Below are 18571 nucleotides of genomic sequence, written 5' to 3' on the forward strand. Positions count from 1 at the left end.
CAGCCCCCTGGCTACTCGCCCACCCACCAGCCGGCCCGATGGCGTGCCGACCCGCCCCACAGCGGGACGAGGCGCGCCAGGCTGGCATCCAGCTCGTCGCCCAATCCCCAGGGCGGATTGAGGATCACCACCCCGCTGCCCTGCATCCCGTGAGTGGCATCCGTCCCATCACTGAGGCGTATCTCGCTGCGCCAGAGCTTGCGGATGCCGGCATCGCGGAGACGCTCCAGCAACGTCTCGTGACGGCCCGCCGGCAGCAGCGGGTACCAGATCACCACGACCGCGTGACGCGCCTTGCGCACGACCTTCTGCAGGGTCTCGGCCACCTCGAGGTATTCCGCCTTGCGTTCGTAGCTGGGATCGATCAACACACACAGCCGCGGCGTGGCAACCGGCAGCAGGCGTGTCAGCCCGGCCAGCCCGTCGCCGTGAATCCGCCGGGCGTTCGGCAGGTCGCCCTCCTCGAGATGACGATATTCGCCGGGATGCAACTCGAACAGGCTCAGCCGATCCTGAGGACGCAGTGCCTCGGCGAGCCACCAGGGCGAGCCGGGATAACGCTCGAGCCGCGATCGTCCCTTCTGACAGCGCTCGAGAGCCGTCAGCCAGCCCGACAACAGTTCATCGCCGTCCCGCAGGCGCTCCCGGGCCGACCACAAGGGGACGACGCCGTTCTGGTACTCCTTGAGTTTCTGCGTCTCGACACCGTCGAGCGGGTACAGGCCGCGCCCGGCATGGGTATCGATATACGTAACAGGCGATTCTTTACGTAAGAGATGGCGCGTTACCGCGAAGAGCGTCAAGTGCTTGTGGACGTCGGCGAAGTTGCCGGCATGATAGGCGTGCTGATAGGCGAGCATGAGGGGGTTCCTGACAAGAAAAAGGCCCGCCGATGGTCACCGGCGGGCCTGCGACGACGTTGGACGTCAGCCCGACTGCTGTTGGGTCGGCGTCACGGTGATCTCGACACGACGGTTCTGGGCGCGACCCTGTTCGGTGTCGTTGCTGGCGACCGGCTGGCGCTCACCGTAGCCCACCCGCTGGATACGCTGGGACTCGACGCCGCCCTGGACCAGGTAGTCGCCGACGGCAGCGGCCCGGCGCTCAGAGAGGCGCTGGTTGTAGGCTTCCTTGCCGGTGCTGTCGGTATAGCCGGCGACCGTGATGCGGGTATCGGGATACTCCCGCAGCACGCTGGTCACGTCGTTGAGCGCCTGCCTGGCCTGCGCCGTCAGATCGCTGGAATCGAAGCCGAAGGTGACGCTGTTGGGCATGTTGAGGACGATGTCGTTGCCCTGACGCTGGACGCCGATGCCGGTGCCCTGAAGGCGATCGCGCAACTGGGCTTCCTGACGGTCCATGTAGTAACCGATGCCGGCCCCGGCGGCGGCGCCCACCGCGGCACCGATGGCGGCATGATCACGGCGGCTGGTGGCGCTGTCACCACTGAGCAGACCGGCCACCGCCCCCACGGCGGCACCGATGCCGGCCCCGCTGGTGGCCTTGGCGGTCTGCTGCTCGCCGGTCTGCGGATTGGTGGTCGAGCACCCGGTCACGGCCAGCGCCGCGGAGAGGGGAATCGCGAGCCAGAGTTGCTTGTGAATCATCCTTTGAAGTTCCTCGTTTCCATGGATTGCGCAGGGACATTGCCGGTCATCGATCGTCATCGAGCATGGCCAGCAGGTCGTTCAAGAATAACAGACCCAGCGGGCTGGCCTGCAGGCGCGACGGGCTTTCCAGCAGGAGGCCCTTGTCACGGGCGGCAGTCAGCCGCGGCAACAGCTCGTCGAGGGGGCGGCCGACATGCGCCGTCCACAGCGAGAGCGGCACGCCTTCGACGAGCCGCAGGGCGTTCATGGCGAACTCCAGCGGCAGTTGCTCGACGTCGATCGGCTCGCTGCCGGCGAGAAACCCACGCGGGTCCCGGCGACGCCGAAGATAGGCCTCGGGCTGCCGGCTCTTCCAGCGACGCTCGATGCGCCAGTCGCCCGTCTCCCCGACACGGCTGAGCTTGCCGTGGGCGCCCGCCCCGATCCCCAGATAGTCGCCGAAGCGCCAGTAGTTGAGGTTGTGTCGCGAGGCCTTGCCGGGCCTGGCGTAGGCGGAGATCTCGTAGCGTTCGAGCCCGGCCGCCTCGAGCCGCTCGTGGCCCGCATCCTGAATGGCCCAGAGGGTCTCGTCCTCGGGCAATACCGGCGGGCGCGAGTGGAACTCGGTATTGGGCTCGAGCGTGAGCTGATACCAGGACAGGTGCTCCGGCGCGAGCGCCAGGGCCTGGTCGATGTCGGCCATCGCACCGGCGAGATCCTGCCCCGGCAGGCCATGCATGAGATCCACATTGAGATTGTCGAAACCCGCCCGACGGGCGCTGTCGACGGCGCGTCGCGCCTCGTCGCCACCATGGATGCGCCCGAGGGCCGCGAGCTGGTCTTCCTGGAAACTCTGTATGCCCAGGGAGAGCCGATTGATGCCCGCCGCGCGATAGCCTTCGAAACGCCCCTGCTCGACCGTGCCGGGGTTGGCTTCCAACGTGATCTCGCAACCCTCGGTCAGCAGGCCGTGGCGCGAGAGCCTGTCGATGAGCCGCTCGTAAAAGTGCGGCGACATCAAGCTGGGCGTCCCGCCACCGATGAATACGCTCTGTAGCCTGCGTCCCTGCACCCCGGGCAACTCTTCGTCGAGATCCGCCAGCAGGGCCGTCAGGTAGTCCGCTTCGGGTAGCTCGGTGGTGCGGCCGATGCCGTGGGAGTTGAAGTCGCAATAGGGGCACTTTCGCACGCACCAGGGCACGTGCACATAAAGCGACAGGTCGGGAAGGCCGCTCATCGATCCAGCAGTTCCATCAGCTCACGCAGGGCGCGCCCGCGGTGGCTGAGCTGGTTCTTGTCCTCGGCACTCAGTTCGGCCGCGCTCACGCCTCGCTCCGGGACCCAGAAGAGCGGATCGTAACCGAATCCCCCCTCGCCCCGGGGATGGGCCAGGATCTCGCCCGACCAGCTGGCCTGGACGATGCGGGGCACCGGATCGAATTCGTGCTGCAGCCAGACCAGAACACACCAGTAGCGAGCCGTGCGCTGTCCTTCGGGCACCTCGGCCAGGGCGGCGAGCAGCTTGCGATTGTTGGCCGTATCGTCCTTGGGTTCGCCGGCGTAGCGGGCCGAATGGATGCCCGGCGCACCCGCCAGCGCATCCACGGCGAGTCCCGAATCGTCGGCCAGGGCGGGCAGCCCACTGAGGCGGCAGGCATGACGGGCCTTGAGCAGCGCATTCTCGACGAACGTGGTCCCGGTCTCCTCCACATCGGTCACCGAAAAGTCGCCCTGGGGGCAAATCCGATAACCCCGCGGGGCCAGCAGCGCGTCGAACTCACGCAGTTTTCCCGGATTGCTGCTGGCCAATACCAAGCGTTGATCCATCTCGAGCCACCTTCGTCATTTGGGTCTATACCCATTCTATAGGCTCAACCCATCCCCGAGGAACGCCAGCAACCGAGCCCGTGAACGTCATGGATAAGCAGGAGAAGACACGCACCCACGGTATGAGAAACCTCATCAAAAATTGGTAAGAAACGGTTAGCAAAAAACACTTAGCTTCCTGATTTTTCTCCTACGCCGTCCAGACTCGTTTTTTGGGCAGCCATGAGTTTACGACTAACCGACGATTTCATAAGCCCTTTTCGAATCCGTTAGGTTGACGTCCAGACGATATTCGATACCGCTATATGTACAACCTTGTAACCTAACTTTACAAAGAGCGTGAGACCGACAAAGCTGAGTCAGACCTCAGCATGGGTATGTCGGGACAGCATAACGCCTCATAACAACACCCATACTTCTGGAGCAACGATCATGACCCAAGGGAATCCGTTGATTCTTCTGGTTACAGACTGTAACCCTCAGACGCAGCTCTTCATGGAATACATCGCCGAGCAGCTCGATTGTCAGATCTCGGCGGTGGCCCCCCATGACAACCTCGACAATCTCGGCGATGACAAGGTGCTGGTGTTGCTCGATGCCGATCACGTCGATGAAAGCAGCATGCAGCAGTGGCACAGCAAGGCGGCCGAGAGCCGGGCGATGACCCTGGCCGCCATCAACCTGCGCGACGAGGACCACGCCGCCGATGTGCTGGCGTCACTGCATCTCAAGGGGGTCTTCTACCGACGCGACAGCATGGCGCTGATCTGCAAGGGCATCAGCGCCCTGCTGGATGGCGACCTGTGGATGTCCCGGTCGCTGATGACGCGGCTGATCGAATTCTACCGTCGTCAGCAGCTCAACGCCTATCGTCCGGTCTGCGGCCTGACCCACCGTGAGCTCGAGATCATCGGTCTGCTCGGTTCCGGCGCGTCCAATACCGAAATCGCCGACAAGCTGTTCGTCAGCGAACACACGGTCAAGTCTCATCTCTACAACATCTTCCGCAAGATCAAGGTGCACAACCGCATCCAGGCGATGAACTGGGCGCGCCAGAATCTCGGCGCCCCACCCCCCAGCCCCAACAAGCCGCAGCGGCGGTGACCGTCGTGAAGGCGCGGCTCGTGGGCAGCGTGCTGTGCGCGCTGGCAATGGCCCTTTCCGGGCATGCCCCGGCGCAGGACGAGGCCGTCGCCGGCGAAAGCGCGCACGTCACGCCCGCGCAACCGGATGCGCCCGAAGGCGAGGACGGGCCGGCCACCCAGACGTTAAAGCCCACGGGGCCCTTGCCGCTCAACGGGCTGATCGTGGACAGAACCATCACCATGATCGGCAAGACGTTCTACCAGCAGTTCAGCCAGCGTCGCCTGGATAGCGTGATCCTCAGCAACACCAATCTGGTGATCAACGAGCGTCCATCGGCGCGCTGGGGAAGCATCGTCTGGGTCGCCGAGGGCAACAGCATTCTCTACCAGGCCACGCTGACCCCGCGCCTGAGCGATGTCGACCAGTACGCCGCCGCGGCCGTCGGGCAGGTCGAACAGCTCATCCTCAGACGCAAGGTCATGCAGGCCCTGGAACAAAATGGCGATCTGGCCGACGACGAATGGTGAGTCGGGGATCCACGACAGGCACGAGGGAACCACCATGAAAACCCATCCACTTCTATTGTCGCTCGTACTGGCGGCGGGGGGCGCTCACGCCGGGGAACTGGTCTACCAGCCCATCAATCCGTCCTTCGGTGGCGACCCGCTCAATGGCAACTATCTGCTCAACAAGGCACAGGCGCAGAACGATACCAAGGACCCCGATGCGATCGACTACGGCAGTTACACCGAAACCGACCTGTTCATCCAGGATCTGCGCACGTCACTGACCAACAACCTGATCGAGGATGCGCTCAACAGTGGTGGCGGGGGCATCGTCGACTCGTCGGAGCTGAAAGTCACGGTGACCCCGGTCGGCTCCGGTTTCAAGCTGCAGATCCTCAACAAGCGGACCGGCGAAGTCACCGACGTGAATTTCAACGACCCTGCCCAGGCCATCAATTGAGACAAGGAGAATGACCATGAAACGCGTGACCTATCTCCTGACTCTCGGCCTGGCCGTCCTGCTGAGCGGCTGCTCGAGCATGGTGACCAACACGGAAGGCCTCGAGGCGGCGCCGGCCACTCTGATGCCACGCTCGGGGACCTACAGCGACCTGATCAGCCTGCCCAGGCCCAGTGCCAAGATCTACGCCGCCGTCTACGACTTCCGCGATCAGACCGGACAGTACAAGCCACAGCCGGCAAGCACCTTCTCCACCGCGGTCACTCAAGGAGGCGCGGCCATGCTCAGTGGCGCGCTGGCCGATTCCGGCTGGTTCGTCCCGCTCGAGCGAGTCGGCCTGCAGAACCTACTCACCGAGCGCAAGATCATCAGGGCGACCCTCGAGCGCCAAGGCAATGCCGATGCCCTGGACTCGCTGAATGCCGCGCGCATCCTGCTCGAGGGCGGGATCATCGCCTATGACTCCAATTTGCGTACCGGCGGCGCCGGGGCGGAATACTTCGGCATCGGCGCGTCGGGGCAATATCAGGTCGATCAGGTCACCATCAACCTCCGCGCGGTGGACATCGCCACCGGCGCGGTGCTGGCCAACGTCACCACCAGCAAGACCATCTTCTCCCATGAGATTCGCGCCGGCGTCTACCGCTTCATCGACTTCAAGCGGCTGCTCGAGGGCGAGATCGGTTATACCAACAACGAGCCAGTGCAGATGGCCGTGATGTCGGCCATCGAGTCCTCGGTCATTCACCTGATTGCTCGCGGCATCAAGGACGGGCTCTGGAACCTGGCGAATCCGTCGGACATCGATGACCCGGTTCTCAGCGCCTATCTCGAGGCGCCGACTCCCATGCTCTAGCACTTCCTTGCAATAGCCTTCTTGGCGCCCTTCGGGGCGCCTTTTTCATGCCTGATCGCCCCTTTTTCAGGACTACGTTTCTAAGCCTTTTCCGATACGAAATTCCCGGCCATCTAATCGCCGGTCAATCGGCTTCTCATCTTCCTTGAAGCGAAATCCATTAAACAATCCATCCTCAACTTCATGCTCGATTCCTATAGCGAGATTTTTGGAATGTATAAAAATGTAACCATACATTAACGGCGGGAATCGTCATGAAAACGTCAGCCCTGGCCCTGTTACTCGGAAGTTGCTTCATGGCCCCCATCGCCATGGCCGAGGATCTCGCCATCGGCTCGGAACTCGAGCCCTCGTCAGCAGCCGTCTATCGCCAGGGTGGCAACGCTCTCGAACTGCAGCAGGAGGGCGCATTCAACCGCGCCGGCAGCTATCAATGGGGGCAGTCCAATACCGCAATAGTCGCTCAAAGCGGTCACGCCAACGTCGCGCAGACCACTCAGCGTGGCTACGCCAATGAAGCGGCCATTCTTCAATCGGGCAGCTATCTACACGCCGATATCACGCAAAGCGGTATCGGACATGACGCCGAGATCATCCAGTCCGGTTACGCCAAGGAGGCGTCGATCGACCAGCAGGGGATCGCCGGGAACGTCAGGGTCGTGCAACTGAGCAGCAGCAACACCCCCGTGACGGTAACACAGTACGCCAAGGGCAGGATGAACGTTCAGGTCATTCAACACTGAACGCGTTCGCGTATCGCTGAATTCAGCGATCAGGAAGGGGTAACGACAGGATGTCGTCAAGGGTAGCAAGTCGATCCATCGATTCCAGATCAACGAGAAGGGAACAATCATGAAACTCAAGATGACCATGCTGGCGGCCGCCATCGCACTCTCCGGTAATGCCATGGCCGACAACAACGACTCGAGTATCGAGCAGACGGGATACGGGAACAACGCCGACGTTTCCCAGAATTTCTCGTACTTCGGGGGTAGCCAGACGTCCACGATCAATCAGGAAGGTAGCTTCAATCGCGCCAGTGCCGACCAGACGGGCTTTCGCAACCAGGCGACTCAGCTTCAACAAGGCTGGGGCAACAACTCTCAGGTCTACCAGCGTGGGGCCTTCAACACGGCGACCGCCACCCAGTCCGGTATCGACAACACGTCGTCCATCACCCAGTTGAGCCGCAACAGCGAAGCGGTGGTCAACCAGACCGGCAGCAGCAACGACTCCTCGGTCTCTCAGGCCCGGGACGATTATGCGCAAGTCACCCAGAATGGCCTGGGCAATGCCTCCACGATCACCCAGACGGGCTATGACGATGTCGCCATCGTCTCCCAGGACGGCAGTTACCATGACTCCACCATTCAACAGGGTGGACACGATAACTACGCGTCTGTCCAACAGAGCGGTACGGACCAGAACTCCAACGTGACCCAGCAGGATGAACGCAACGCCGCCTTCGTCACCCAGTCCGGATACCGCAACGATTCGGACATTGCCCAGAGTGGCGAGGACAATACCGCGACCGTCACCCAGTCCGGCAGTCGTAACGATTCCGACATCTCCCAGAGCGGCCGGGATCAAGTCGCCGTGACCACCCAGAGCGGCTACGGCAACGATGCCATCGTGCTCCAGGAAGGATGGGGCGACAACTACTCCTCCATCGACCAGACCGGCTACAACGACCTGGCCGACGTCCATCAGAGCGGCTGGAGCAACGAATCGGTGGTCAGCCAGAGCGCGGCATCCGGCATGGGCCTGTTCAACATGGCCCGCAATACCGCGACCATCGTCCAGCAAGGCTTCAACAACGCATCGGCCGTGAGTCAGACCGGCGGCGGCAACGTGGCCAACGTCTACCAGTACTGATCACGGCAGGCGCAACATCGGCGACACACGCCAGTGCCGAAACACCAAGGCCCCGCACCCGCGGGGCCTTTTTTCGGGCATCGTCGCCGAGTCACTGCAGGCGAAGGTGTTCCTGGATCAACCCCACCAGGGTGAGGTTGGCGTTGTCCTGCGTGGTGTCGAGATGGACCAGATGCAGGCGCTCCTCGTCGGTGAAGTCCTCGAAATCGCGTTGCTGGCGTTGGAGGACCGCGAGCCCCGCCTCCGAGGGGTCGCCGCCCCGCCGGGCGCGCTTCTCGATGCGTGCCTGGAGCGTCGCCTCGTCGGCCTCGAAACTCACGATCAGCACCGGCAGGCCGCGCCCTTCCGCCTGGTGACGCAGCAGGTCACGCTGTTCTCGCTTCAGGCAGGTGGCATCGATACACACCGGCAACCCCGCCTCGAGCAGCACGCCACTGAGCCAGGCCAGGTGACGATAGGTCCGCTCGGTGGCCTGCGGGGTATAGATATCCACAGCCTCCCGGGCGGTATCCGCCTGTGGATCGAATCCGTGCAGGCGCTTGCGTTCGATGTCCGAGCGCAAGCGTATGCTGCCCAGACGCCGGACCATCTCGCCGGTGAAGCGGCTCTTGCCGCTACCGGAAACGCCCACCCCGATCACCAGATAGGGAAAATGGAATTCGGCATACTGCTCGGCGAGCGTCAGGTAACGGCGAAAGTCCGCCATGATCGACTGGCGATCGCTGGGATGCAGGTCCGGCTGGTGATAACGCAGCATGGCCACCTTGGCGCGGACCAACGCCCGGTACAGCTTGTAGAAGGACAGCAGGCGCACCAGTTCGTGATCGCCCGAGCGCTCCAGATAGCGATTCAGCGCATGCCGCGCGAGGGTTTCCTCGCCACGCGCTTCCAGGTCCATGAGCAAGAAGGCCAGATCGCTGCCGACGTCGTTCCAGCGCAACGCCTCGTTGAACTCGAGACCGTCGAAGACCAGCGCCCGCCCTGCGTGGCAGACGACGTTACCCAGATGCAGATCGCCGTGGGTCTCGCGCACGAAGCCCTCCCGGTGACGGCGAGCGAACACGGCGTCGAGACGTTCGACGGCTTCGGCGACCCGGGTCTGCAACTGCGCGAGCCGGCGGCGATCGGAGTCACCGGACAGCCGCGCCTCGATCAGGGTGAACTCGCGCGCGAGGATGGCTTCGAGAGAACGCCGCGAACCGTACTCGCCCGCCTCCGGCAAGCGCTCGGCCGAGTCGTGGAACGTCACCAGTTGATCGACCAGATCGTCGACCAGCTCCAGGGTCAGCTCGCCGCTCGCCTGAAGGTGGCTGAGCAGGTGGCGGTTGCTGAACTGGCGCATCTTCACCGCATAGTCGATGGGCGCGCCCTCGTCGTTGACCCGAGGCGCCTCCGGCGAGCCCGAGATCGCCACCACGCCCAGGTAGAGATCCGGCGCCAGACGCCGGTTGAGGCGAACCTCCTGCTCGCAGAAATACCGCCGCTTGTCGAGGGTGGAAAAGTCCAGGAAGCTACCCAGATCCAGCGGCTTCTTGATCTTGTAGGCGTAATCGCCGGTCAGCACGATCCACGAGACATGCGTCTCGAAGACCTCGATGGCGTCGACCGCGTGGTCGAAGCAGCGGCCGTCCCGCAAGGCGTCGATCATGGTCCGAGTCACGACAATCTCCCTGACAATGGTGGCTCAGCGAGCCATCTCGGCGAAGACCTGCTCGGCGGCCTCCAGCGTGAGGCGAATGTCCTCGTCGCCATGGGCGCTCGACATGAACCCGGCCTCGAAGGGCGACGGCGCCAGATAGACACCATGGTCGAGCATGGCGGCGAAGAAGCGGCGGAACTGCTCGACGTCGCAGGCGCCGGCCTGGGCGAAGTTCTCGACCGCCGACTGCGCGGTGAAAAAGACCCCGAACATGCCACCGGCGCGCTGGGTGATCAGCTCGATACCGGCCTCGGCGGCACGCGCCTCGAGCCCGCTGCACAACTGTTCGACCCGCGCGGCGAGCCGGCCGTGGAAGTCCGGTTGGCGAATCTTCTCGAGCAGGGCGATGCCCGCCGCCATGGCCAGCGGATTGCCCGACAGCGTGCCGGCCTGGTAGACCGGCCCCAGCGGCGAGATCTTCTCCATGATCTCGCGCTTGCCGCCGAAGGCACCCACCGGCATGCCGCCACCCACGATCTTGCCCAGACAGGTCAGATCGGGCGTCACCGCATAGTGCGCCTGGGCGCCACCCAGGGCGACCCGGAAGCCGGTCATCACCTCGTCGAAGATCAGCACGCCGGCGTGACGATCGCAGACCTCGCGCAATGCCTCGAGAAAGCCCGGCACCGGCGGAATGCAGTTCATGTTGCCGGCCACGGGCTCGACGATCACCCCGGCGATCTCGTCGCCGATCTCGGCGAAACACGCCTCGAGCGCCGCGATGTCGTTGTAGGGCAGGGTGACGGTATGTTCCGCCAGCGACGCGGGGACGCCGGGGGAACTCGGCTCGCCGTGGGTCAGGGCCCCGGAGCCCGCCTTGACCAGCAGCGAGTCGGAATGGCCGTGGTAGTTGCCCTCGAACTTGACGATCTTGTCGCGTCCGGTATAGCCCCGCGCCAGACGGATCGCCGACATGGTCGCCTCGGTGCCGGAGTTGACCATGCGCACCATCTCGATCGACGGCATGATCTCGCAGATCAGATCGGCCATGGTGGTCTCGATCGCCGTCGGGGTGCCGAACGACAACCCGGCATCGAGGCGCTCACGCACCGCGCCGAGCACGTCGGGATCGGCATGGCCGGTGATCATCGGCCCCCAGGAGCCGACATAGTCGACGTAGCGCTTGCCCTCGACGTCGAACAGGTAGGCGCCCTGGGCGCGTTCCATGAACAACGGCGGACGATCCAGTCCCTTGAAGGCCCGAACCGGGGAGTTGACGCCACCGGGAATGTGGCGACAGGCCCGTTCGAAGAGTTCGGCAGATGTGGTCATGTCGACCTCTCGTCTCTATGTGGATAACTCTCTGGACAGTTGGAATAACTGCCCGTTGAAGAACTGTGGATAACTTGCCTGGTCACGACCGCCGCCCCCGCAGTCGCCGCACGTTGGCCGCCGGATCCCCGTCGCCGAAGACCGCATGGACCATGGCCACGAGATCGGCGCCGGCCTCGCGGGCTCGACCCACATTGTCGGCGCCGAGCCCGCCGATCGCCACCCGCGGCAGGTCGAAGCGCGCCGCCTCGGCCAGCAGGCCAAGATCGGCGGGCGGCGCCTCGGGCTTGGTACGCGACGTGAAGAAGCGTCCGAAGGCCAGATAGCTCGCGCCCTCGCCGGCGGCGCGCTCGGCCAGGTCGAGCCGGGCGTGGCAGGTGGCGCCGACGATCGCCGCGTCGCCCAACTGCCGCCGGGCGACGGCGACGGGGGTATCCTCCTGACCCAGATGCACGCCGACGTTGGCGAATCCCGCCTCGCGCAGTTCCCGCGCCAGGTCCAGATCGTCGTTGACGATCAGCGGCACCCCGTGTTGCCGACACAACGTCGCCAGGGCCTCGGCCTGGCGACGCCGTCGCGGGGCGTCCCGCGACTTGTCGCGATACTGCAGCAGTGCCAGGCCCCCGCGCAGCGCGGCATCGCAAGCCGCCACCAGCCGGGCGTCGTCCGGCAACAGGTCGGCGTCGGTGATCGCGTAGACGCCGGACCGCCAGGCACGGGTCATGGACCTTCCTCCAGCGTGAACGGTGTCGGTTGCTGCCAGAGCCGCCGCGGCAGTGCCTGACCGCTTCCCGGCTGCCAACCGTGGCGCAGGCTCTGCCAGGTATAGCGCTGGGCCTGTTCGCAGGCCGCCACCAGTCGCTCGCCGACCGCCAGCCGCGCCGCCAGGGCCGAGGCCAGTGTACAGCCCGAGCCATGATAGCGCCCCGGCAGTCGCGGCCACTGCCACTGCCGGCTGGTATCCGGCGTGTGCAGGGTGTGGACGACCCGGTCGTCGGCACTGCCGGGGGCCGGCTGGTCGGTGCCGGTGATCAGCAGCGCCTGACAGCCCAGCGCCAGCAATTCCACCGCCTGCCGGGTATCGTCGCCGTCGACGCCGGCCAGCTGCGCCAGCTCCTGGCGGTTGGGGGTGAGCAGATCGGTGAGCGGCAGCAGGCGGCGGCGCATCTCGTCGATCAGCGCGGCATCGCTCAGGGTGCTGCCACCGCCGGCGCGCAGCACCGGATCGACGACCAGCGGCACGCCGGGGCAGGCCCGGGCGATATCCTCGATGGCCTCGAGGGTCGGCTCGTCGGCGATCAGGCCGACCTTGATCGCCGCCACCTCGAACTCGTCGAGCAGCGGCCAGACCGCATCGCGAACGGCATCGGCCGGACAGGGCATGACCCGCAGCACGTCGTGGGTGGTCTGCACGGTCAGGCTGGTGGGCACGGTCAACGGCCAGGCGCCGCAGGCGGCGATCGCCTCGGCATCGGCGACCAGACCGGCCCCGCCGGTCGGGTCATGCCCGGCCAGGACCAGTACCACGGGGAGCTTGGCACTGGGCATCAGAACGGTTTCACCACGGCCAGGAACACGATCAGCAACAGCCCGATGGTGGGGAGCTCGTTGAACATCCGGAAGAAGCGATGCGACTTGTCGCAGGTGCCCGCGGCCAGCCGCTTCATGTACGCCAGGCACACGTGATGATAGCCGATCAGCGCCACCACCAGCGCCAGCTTGGCGTGCAGCCAGCCCTGGCTCAGAAAGCCCGGCACCAGGTAGAGCAGCCAGCCGCCCAACACCAGTACCGCGATCATCGACGGGGTCATGATGCCGCGGTAGAGCTTGCGCTCCATGACCTTGAAATACTCGATGGCCTGGGTATCGCCCTTGTCACGCGCCGTGGCGTGGTAGACGAACAGTCGCGGCAGGTAGAAGAGCGCCGCGAACCAGGTCACCACGGCGATCAGGTGCAACGCTTTTATCCACAGGTACATCGAAAATCCTCGTTATCCACAGTGTCGGGGGTACGTGTCTTCAGCGCTTGTAGCGGTAGTAGTTCTCGATCGCGTCCCGGGTGATGATACCGGAAATCTTCTGGATCATCGGCGCGGTGGTGTGCTGGACGTAGAGCGCATCCACCCCGTAGTCGTTGAGTCGGTCGAAGGCCTCGCTGAGCGTCGCCTGGAGATGGATCGGCGCCAGTTCCAGGCGCTGTCCCGGGATCTCCAGCAGATCGAGCGCTGCGTCCTCGACCAGATTCTCGTCGAGCAGGGCGCGGGCCAGATCGGCGGCCTTGAGCGCCAGCGGTGTCTTCTCCTCGCTGGAGCGGGTGATCACCAGCCAGGTGGGCTTGTCGTCGAGCAGCTTGCGGGCTTGCTCCGGCGTGATCATGCGCTGGGTCCGCGCCACGCTGCGCTCCATCACCGCGGGTACCGCCACCCGCGACAGTGCCTGCATGAGCGGCTGCTGCAGCGGGTGCAGGCCGTGCTGGGTCATGGTCACGAACAGCCCGTGGCAGTGGCAGATCTGCCGCGACGTCAGCCCGGCGACCACCACCGCCAGCATGCCGGGCAGGATGATGTTGGGGTTGTGAGTCAGCTCGAGCAGTGCCATCAGCGCCGCCAGCGGGGCCTGGAGCACGGCACCCATCATCGCCGCCATGCCCAGCATGGCATAGAACCCCGGGTCGGAAGCCACCTGCGGCCATGCCCAGTTACCGGCCATGCCGCAGATCGCACCCGCCGCCGCACCGATCACCAGTACCGGCCCGATGATGCCGACGGGAATCCCGCAGGCGAAGGTGAAGGCCGTGAGCAACAGCTTGCCGATGACGATGGCGAACAGCACGTCGAGCGCCAAACTGCCGTCGAGCGAGGCCGCGAGGCTGTCGTAGCCGATCCCCTGGACCTGGGGGTACCACCAGGCGACCGCCGCCACGGCCAGCCCCGGCACCAGCAGACGCAGGCCCAGCGGCCACTTGGCGAACAGCGTGCCGCGCTGGGCGATGCGGATGAACAGCCCGGCGAGCAGGCCGATCAGCAGGGCGCTGACCGCGATCCACGGCAGGTTGAGCAAGGATCCCAGCTTGACGCTGGGCACCTGGAAGGCCGGCTCGGCGCCGTAGGCCAGCTGAGCGACCACCGCCCCCATGGTCGAGGCGAGGATCACCGGCATGAAACCGGCGATCGTGTACTCCATGATCACCACTTCCATGGCAAAGATCACCCCCGAGACCGGGGTATTGAACGAGGCCGAGATGGCCGCCGCGGTCCCGCAGCCGACCAGCACGCGCAGACTGTTGTGAGGCAGCCGCAGACGCTGACCGATGCCGCTGGCCGCCGCCGCACCGAGGTGGATCGCCGGCCCCTCGCGCCCGGCGGAGAGCCCGCCGAGCACCGAGACCACCCCCACCCACCACTGATTGATCCAGTTGCGCAGCGGCAGCCGGCCCTGATGGTAGGTCAGGCGCTCGATGACATGGCCCACCCCCAGCTTGCGGGCATTGCTCGGCTGGGGCCAGAAACAGGCGATGATCAGCAACGATGCGACCACCGGCAGCAGGGCGCGCCAGACGGGTGCGAGGGCCTCGAAGGCCTCCGAGTCGCCGTCGGGCATGAACGCCCAGGCACCCAGCTTGAGCAGCAGGCGAAACGCCACCATCAAGCCCCCGGTGAGCAGGCCCGCCGCCACCCCCAGCAGGCACAGTTGCGGCATGGCGTCGACACTGGCCAGCTGGCGTCGGAATCGCTCGAGACTCAGATCGGGAAAGGGACGCACGCCGCACGGTTCCTCTTTGACGGGAGTATCGTTCGCCGCATTCGGCCCGATGTCGGCGGAGGCCGGGCGGGTCGGCGGTCGGTCACGGATGGACTATCATACCCGCAGGAACGCCTGTCGGCTCAAGGCGACGTGGGAGAAGGCGGCGTCGTTGCCGATCGCACACTAAAGTTGACCCTTTTGCTAGGGATTAGGGATAATTCCTCTCAACGCTTCCCCGACCATGGAGAATTCGCCATGAGCGATGCCGCTTCCTTCGCTCCCACGCCGCTGATGCTCACCGAATCGGCCGTGCGTCGTCTCAAGGCGCTGGCCGACGAAGAAGGCAACCCGGCTCTCAAGCTGCGCGTCTACGTCACCGGCGGGGGCTGTTCCGGCTTCCAGTACGGTTTCGACTTCGCCGAGGATGCCGCCGGCGACGACACCCTGATCGAGATCGAGGACGTGGCAATGGTCGTCGACCCGCTGTCGTACCAGTATCTGGTCGGCTCGACGGTCGACTTCGAGGAGGGTCTCGCCGGCGCCCGCTTCGTGATCAAGAATCCCAATGCCACCGCCACCTGCGGCTGCGGCGCCTCGTTCATGGTCTGACCGGCGCCCCGCCGGTCTCTCCGCCCAGCCTCGCCAGCCGCTTCCCGCCGACGCCTGCCGCCCCCCCCCCCCGCATCCCTCGCTTGACGCTCCCCGTGGAACTCGCCAAGGTAAAAGCGTGTTCCATCAACAAGATTCCAAACTGGGGAACGTCATGAACCAATCACTGCTCAAGTCGTTTTCGCTGGCCTCCGCCCTGACCCTGGGCCTGGGGCTTTCCTCCCTCGGCCAAGCCGCCGATACCGTCAATGCCGTCACCGACCCGAGCTTCGTGCCGTTCGAGATGATGGACAAGGACAGCGGCGAGATGGTCGGCTTCGACATGGACATCCTGCGCGAGATCGCCGATCGCGCCGGGTTCGACATCAACCTGCGCACCATGGACTTCAACGGCATCATCCCCGCCGTACAGACCGGCAACGCCGACCTGGCGATCGCCGGCATCACCATCACCGACGAACGCGAGAAGATCGTCGACTTCAGCGATCCCTACTACGACAGCGGCCTGCGTATCCTGGTCCCCGCCGGCGACGACAGCGTCCAGGACCTGAGCGATCTGGAAGGCAAGCGGATCGGCACCAAGATCGGCTCGACCAGCTACGACTATCTGCAGAAGCACCTCGGCGACAAGGCCGATATCAAGCCCTACCCGGGCAGCGCCGACATGTACCTGGCGCTGATGGGCGGCAGCGTCGACGCGGTCTTCTACGACGCGCCCAACGTCGGCTACTTCGCCAAGACCAAGGGCGAAGGCAAGGCCCAGGTGGTCGGTCCGCTCTACGAAGGCCAGCAGTACGGTATCGCCTTCACTTCCGGCAGCCAGTGGCGCGAACCCGCCAACGAGGCCCTCGCCGCCATGAAGGAGGACGGCACCTACGCCGAGATCTACAAGAAGTGGTTCGGCGAGATGCCCGACAGCCAGTAAGCACGACACACGCCAGTCTACGGGGTCGGGTGGCCGCAACGCCCGGCCCCGTTGCGTTTTTCACCCCTGAAATGCGGTCCGCCACAAGCTGGCGGACCGTAGCGGAGACTCCGACGTGGACGTCAATTTCCAGTTCGACTGGCAGGCGGCGATCGCCTCCATTCCCTACCTGCTCGACGGGATCCCCTGGACACTGCTGATCTCGTTCGGCGGCCTGGCCATCGGCTTCGTCATCGGTATCATCTTCGGTCTGCTGCGCATCAGTCCGCTGCGCGTGCTGCGCTGGCCGGCGGTGACCTACATCGAGGTCTTTCGCGGCACCCCGGTACTCGTCCAGGTGCTGTTCATCTTCTACGGCCTGCCGCAGATCATCGGCGGCCCCATCGACGCCGTCACCGCGGGCATCGCCGCCATCGCCCTGAACGCCGGGGCCTACATTTCCGAGATCGTGCGGGGCGGCGTGCAGTCGATCGAGAAGGGTCAGCGCGAGGCCGCCCTGTCGCTGGGCCTGTCGCGCCCCCAGGCCTTCCGCTACGTGATCTGGCCCCAGGCACTGCGGCGCATGATCCCGGCGCTGGGCAACCAGGGCATCGTCAGCATCAAGGACACCTCGCTGTTCTCGGTGATCGGCGTCGGCGAACTGGTCCGTCAGGGCCAGATCTACATCGCCACCACCTTCACCGCCCTCGAGGTGTATTTCATGGTCGCCATGCTCTACCTGGCGATCACCCTGAGTCTTTCCTTCGCGCTGCGCCTGCTCGAGCGTCGCGGCCTGGTCGGTCAATGAGGAGCCAAGGCGATGAACGATAAGCAACGCGCCCAAGAGGCCCTGGCGGGCCAGAATGACCCCATCGTGCGTCTCGACAAGGTCAACAAGCATTTCGGCAGTCTGCACGTGTTGCAGGACATCGACCTCGCGGTCGCCCCCGGGGAGGTGGTGGTGATCATCGGGGCCAGCGGCTCGGGCAAGTCGACGCTGATCCGTTGCGTCAATGGCCTCGAGGAGTTCCAGAGCGGCCGGATCGAGGTCGACGGCAACCAGCTTTTGCCCTACGGCAAGAGCGGCCGGTCGCTGCAGACCATCCGCACCGAGGTCGGCATGGTGTTTCAGCAGTTCAATCTGTTTCCACACCTCTCGGTACGCGACAACGTCACCCTCGCGCCTCTCAAGGTACGCAACATCAGCCGCGGCCAGGCCGTGGAAACCGCCGAACGGCTGCTCGAACGGGTGGGTATCGCCGACCAGGCCGACAAGTACCCGGGCCAGCTCTCCGGCGGTCAGCAGCAACGCGTCGCCCTGGCCCGCGCGCTGGCCATGGAACCGCGCCTGATGCTCTTCGACGAGCCGACCTCGGCGCTCGACCCGGAGATGATCGGCGAGGTCCTGGACGCCATGCGAGAGCTCGCCAACGATGGCATGACGATGATGATCGTCACCCACGAGATGGGGTTCGCCCGCGAGGTCGCCGATCGGGTGATCTTCATCCACAAGGGACGAATCGTTGAACAGGGCCCGCCCGAACGCGTCTTCGACAGTCCCGAACACGAACGCACCCAGTCCTTTCTCGCCCGCGTCCTCAAGCACTGACCCCCTGCCCCGCGTCGTTCCCGGCGCGGGGCGGCTCCCCCGCCCGCTCTTCGACCGGCTCCCGGACGTTCACACCCGCTCCCGAGGGCCTGTGGACAAGAGTTTCGTCCAATCCACCTCGAATCTTCCACAACCCCCACGGTTGTCGGCCTGAAACGTCTCGACACCCGATGTTGACGACATCACGCACAGCCCCGGTATGCAGCGGTGGATAAGCCGGGGATCGGCGGCGCTGTGGACAAGGCCCTCTTTCATCCACAGGCCCGACGCAGCCTGTCCGCATGTCGCCGACCTTTTTTGCAACGCATCGTCAACATTGCAACGAATTGAAAAGTGGGTGGAAAAACCGCTTATCCACAAAAAATGTCCACACCAGTAGTCACAACCACAACAGAACTTCTCTTTTCTTCATTACATTGTATTTATTCAGCGAGGCGCAAAACGCTCGGCTTGGCCACGGTGTGGAAAACCCCTGACGGTTACCCACAGGGACGTTATACTGTGCGGCTTGTCGCTACTTGCCTGATGAAACCGA

20 protein-coding genes are annotated in these 18571 nt (G+C 64.7%); 10 read left to right on the forward strand and 10 right to left on the reverse strand.

Annotated elements, in window-relative coordinates:
- Positions 1–11 precede the first annotated feature (11 nt).
- From rlmJ to rdgB, 4 genes are all read right to left on the reverse strand, one after another.
- Positions 12–860: a 23S rRNA (adenine(2030)-N(6))-methyltransferase RlmJ gene (gene rlmJ, locus KGR00_RS12025; protein ID WP_224418495.1), complete on the reverse strand. Its 849-nt coding sequence runs from the start codon at positions 858–860 to the stop codon at positions 12–14.
- A 66-nt stretch (positions 861–926) separates the two neighbouring features.
- A complete protein-coding gene (locus KGR00_RS12030; RefSeq protein WP_129139773.1) occupies positions 927–1607 on the reverse strand; it encodes an OmpA family protein in 681 nt (226 codons plus the stop codon).
- A 46-nt stretch (positions 1608–1653) separates the two neighbouring features.
- The gene (hemW, locus tag KGR00_RS12035; RefSeq protein WP_224418494.1) at positions 1654–2826 is read right to left on the reverse strand and encodes a radical SAM family heme chaperone HemW; all 1173 of its coding nucleotides are present in this window, start codon (positions 2824–2826) and stop codon (positions 1654–1656) included.
- On the reverse strand, positions 2823–3416 hold the full coding sequence (rdgB, locus tag KGR00_RS12040) for an RdgB/HAM1 family non-canonical purine NTP pyrophosphatase (RefSeq protein WP_224418493.1): 594 nt from the start codon (positions 3414–3416) through the stop codon (positions 2823–2825). Before rdgB ends, hemW begins: the two co-directional genes overlap by 4 nt.
- Positions 3417–3848: 432 nt before the next feature.
- On the opposite strand from rdgB, the gene KGR00_RS12045 reads away from it, so the two are divergent.
- The 6 genes from KGR00_RS12045 (at position 3849) to KGR00_RS12070 (ending at position 8199) form a co-directional block, all read left to right on the forward strand.
- Positions 3849–4520: a LuxR C-terminal-related transcriptional regulator gene (locus KGR00_RS12045; RefSeq protein ID WP_224418492.1), complete on the forward strand. Its 672-nt coding sequence runs from the start codon at positions 3849–3851 to the stop codon at positions 4518–4520.
- Positions 4517–5029 (forward strand): curli production assembly/transport protein CsgE, encoded by a 513-nt coding sequence (locus KGR00_RS22440; RefSeq protein ID WP_224418491.1) that lies wholly within the window; start codon positions 4517–4519, stop codon positions 5027–5029. Before KGR00_RS12045 ends, KGR00_RS22440 begins: the two co-directional genes overlap by 4 nt.
- 34 nt (positions 5030–5063) lie before the next feature.
- Positions 5064–5468 carry a curli assembly protein CsgF gene (locus KGR00_RS12055; protein WP_224418490.1) on the forward strand — a complete coding sequence of 135 codons (405 nt, stop codon included), beginning with the start codon at positions 5064–5066 and terminating at the stop codon, positions 5466–5468.
- Positions 5469–5484: 16 nt separating this feature from the next.
- Positions 5485–6324: a CsgG/HfaB family protein gene (locus tag KGR00_RS12060; protein WP_203234825.1), complete on the forward strand. Its 840-nt coding sequence runs from the start codon at positions 5485–5487 to the stop codon at positions 6322–6324.
- A 254-nt stretch (positions 6325–6578) separates the two neighbouring features.
- Complete coding sequence (locus KGR00_RS12065) at positions 6579–7067, forward strand: hypothetical protein (protein WP_224418489.1); 489 nt, start codon at positions 6579–6581, stop codon at positions 7065–7067.
- A gap of 109 nt (positions 7068–7176) precedes the next feature.
- On the forward strand, positions 7177–8199 hold the full coding sequence (locus KGR00_RS12070; RefSeq protein WP_224418488.1) for a hypothetical protein: 1023 nt from the start codon (positions 7177–7179) through the stop codon (positions 8197–8199).
- Positions 8200–8290: 91 nt separating this feature from the next.
- Here KGR00_RS12070 and KGR00_RS12075 read toward each other — a convergent pair whose 3' ends face one another.
- The 6 genes from KGR00_RS12075 to KGR00_RS12100 form a co-directional block, all read right to left on the reverse strand.
- The gene (locus KGR00_RS12075; protein ID WP_224418487.1) at positions 8291–9859 is read right to left on the reverse strand and encodes a bifunctional aminoglycoside phosphotransferase/ATP-binding protein; all 1569 of its coding nucleotides are present in this window, start codon (positions 9857–9859) and stop codon (positions 8291–8293) included.
- Positions 9860–9883: 24 nt separating this feature from the next.
- Positions 9884–11170 (reverse strand): glutamate-1-semialdehyde 2,1-aminomutase, encoded by a 1287-nt coding sequence (gene hemL, locus KGR00_RS12080; RefSeq protein WP_129139764.1) that lies wholly within the window; start codon positions 11168–11170, stop codon positions 9884–9886.
- A gap of 82 nt (positions 11171–11252) precedes the next feature.
- Entirely contained in the window at positions 11253–11894 is a 642-nt protein-coding gene (gene thiE, locus KGR00_RS12085) for a thiamine phosphate synthase (protein WP_224418486.1), read from the reverse strand.
- Entirely contained in the window at positions 11891–12718 is an 828-nt protein-coding gene (locus tag KGR00_RS12090; protein ID WP_129139762.1) for a hydroxymethylpyrimidine/phosphomethylpyrimidine kinase, read from the reverse strand. The genes thiE and KGR00_RS12090 overlap by 4 nt, the downstream gene beginning before the upstream one ends.
- Positions 12718–13149 (reverse strand): protoporphyrinogen oxidase HemJ, encoded by a 432-nt coding sequence (gene hemJ / locus KGR00_RS12095; RefSeq protein WP_224418485.1) that lies wholly within the window; start codon positions 13147–13149, stop codon positions 12718–12720. Before hemJ ends, KGR00_RS12090 begins: the two co-directional genes overlap by 1 nt.
- A gap of 40 nt (positions 13150–13189) precedes the next feature.
- Positions 13190–14932: a chloride channel protein gene (locus KGR00_RS12100; protein WP_224418484.1), complete on the reverse strand. Its 1743-nt coding sequence runs from the start codon at positions 14930–14932 to the stop codon at positions 13190–13192.
- A 237-nt stretch (positions 14933–15169) separates the two neighbouring features.
- Between KGR00_RS12100 and erpA the strand changes: the two genes are divergently transcribed.
- From erpA to KGR00_RS12120, 4 genes are all read left to right on the forward strand, one after another.
- The gene (gene erpA, locus KGR00_RS12105; RefSeq protein WP_129139760.1) at positions 15170–15523 is read left to right on the forward strand and encodes an iron-sulfur cluster insertion protein ErpA; all 354 of its coding nucleotides are present in this window, start codon (positions 15170–15172) and stop codon (positions 15521–15523) included.
- 154 nt (positions 15524–15677) lie between these two features.
- Positions 15678–16448: a transporter substrate-binding domain-containing protein gene (locus KGR00_RS12110; protein ID WP_129139759.1), complete on the forward strand. Its 771-nt coding sequence runs from the start codon at positions 15678–15680 to the stop codon at positions 16446–16448.
- Between the two features lie 115 nt (positions 16449–16563).
- Entirely contained in the window at positions 16564–17235 is a 672-nt protein-coding gene (locus tag KGR00_RS12115; protein ID WP_129139758.1) for an amino acid ABC transporter permease, read from the forward strand.
- A 12-nt stretch (positions 17236–17247) separates the two neighbouring features.
- A complete protein-coding gene (locus KGR00_RS12120) occupies positions 17248–18036 on the forward strand; it encodes an amino acid ABC transporter ATP-binding protein (protein WP_239031362.1) in 789 nt (262 codons plus the stop codon).
- Positions 18037–18571: the final 535 nt, after the last annotated feature.

It is taken from the genome of Modicisalibacter sp. MOD 31.J, from assembly GCF_020147985.1.
Classification (GTDB): domain Bacteria; phylum Pseudomonadota; class Gammaproteobacteria; order Pseudomonadales; family Halomonadaceae; genus Modicisalibacter; species Modicisalibacter coralii.

Excerpts from the sequence above, each read along its gene's own strand:
- hemL (WP_129139764.1), bottom strand. The coding sequence starts at position 11,170 with ATGACCACATCTGCCGAACTCTTCGAACGGGCCTGTCGCCACATTCCC.
- erpA (WP_129139760.1), top strand. The coding sequence starts at position 15,170 with ATGAGCGATGCCGCTTCCTTCGCTCCCACGCCGCTGATGCTCACCGAA.
- KGR00_RS12120 (WP_239031362.1), top strand. The coding sequence starts at position 17,248 with ATGAACGATAAGCAACGCGCCCAAGAGGCCCTGGCGGGCCAGAATGAC.
- KGR00_RS12065 (WP_224418489.1), top strand. The coding sequence starts at position 6,579 with ATGAAAACGTCAGCCCTGGCCCTGTTACTCGGAAGTTGCTTCATGGCC.
- KGR00_RS12060 (WP_203234825.1), top strand. The coding sequence starts at position 5,485 with ATGAAACGCGTGACCTATCTCCTGACTCTCGGCCTGGCCGTCCTGCTG.
- hemJ (WP_224418485.1), bottom strand. The coding sequence starts at position 13,149 with ATGTACCTGTGGATAAAAGCGTTGCACCTGATCGCCGTGGTGACCTGG.
- rlmJ (WP_224418495.1), bottom strand. The coding sequence starts at position 860 with ATGCTCGCCTATCAGCACGCCTATCATGCCGGCAACTTCGCCGACGTC.
- KGR00_RS12030 (WP_129139773.1), bottom strand. The coding sequence starts at position 1,607 with ATGATTCACAAGCAACTCTGGCTCGCGATTCCCCTCTCCGCGGCGCTG.
- thiE (WP_224418486.1), bottom strand. The coding sequence starts at position 11,894 with ATGACCCGTGCCTGGCGGTCCGGCGTCTACGCGATCACCGACGCCGAC.
- KGR00_RS12055 (WP_224418490.1), top strand. The coding sequence starts at position 5,064 with ATGAAAACCCATCCACTTCTATTGTCGCTCGTACTGGCGGCGGGGGGC.
- KGR00_RS12110 (WP_129139759.1), top strand. The coding sequence starts at position 15,678 with ATGAACCAATCACTGCTCAAGTCGTTTTCGCTGGCCTCCGCCCTGACC.
- rdgB (WP_224418493.1), bottom strand. The coding sequence starts at position 3,416 with ATGGATCAACGCTTGGTATTGGCCAGCAGCAATCCGGGAAAACTGCGT.
- hemW (WP_224418494.1), bottom strand. The coding sequence starts at position 2,826 with ATGAGCGGCCTTCCCGACCTGTCGCTTTATGTGCACGTGCCCTGGTGC.
- KGR00_RS12045 (WP_224418492.1), top strand. The coding sequence starts at position 3,849 with ATGACCCAAGGGAATCCGTTGATTCTTCTGGTTACAGACTGTAACCCT.
- KGR00_RS12070 (WP_224418488.1), top strand. The coding sequence starts at position 7,177 with ATGAAACTCAAGATGACCATGCTGGCGGCCGCCATCGCACTCTCCGGT.
- KGR00_RS12090 (WP_129139762.1), bottom strand. The coding sequence starts at position 12,718 with ATGCCCAGTGCCAAGCTCCCCGTGGTACTGGTCCTGGCCGGGCATGAC.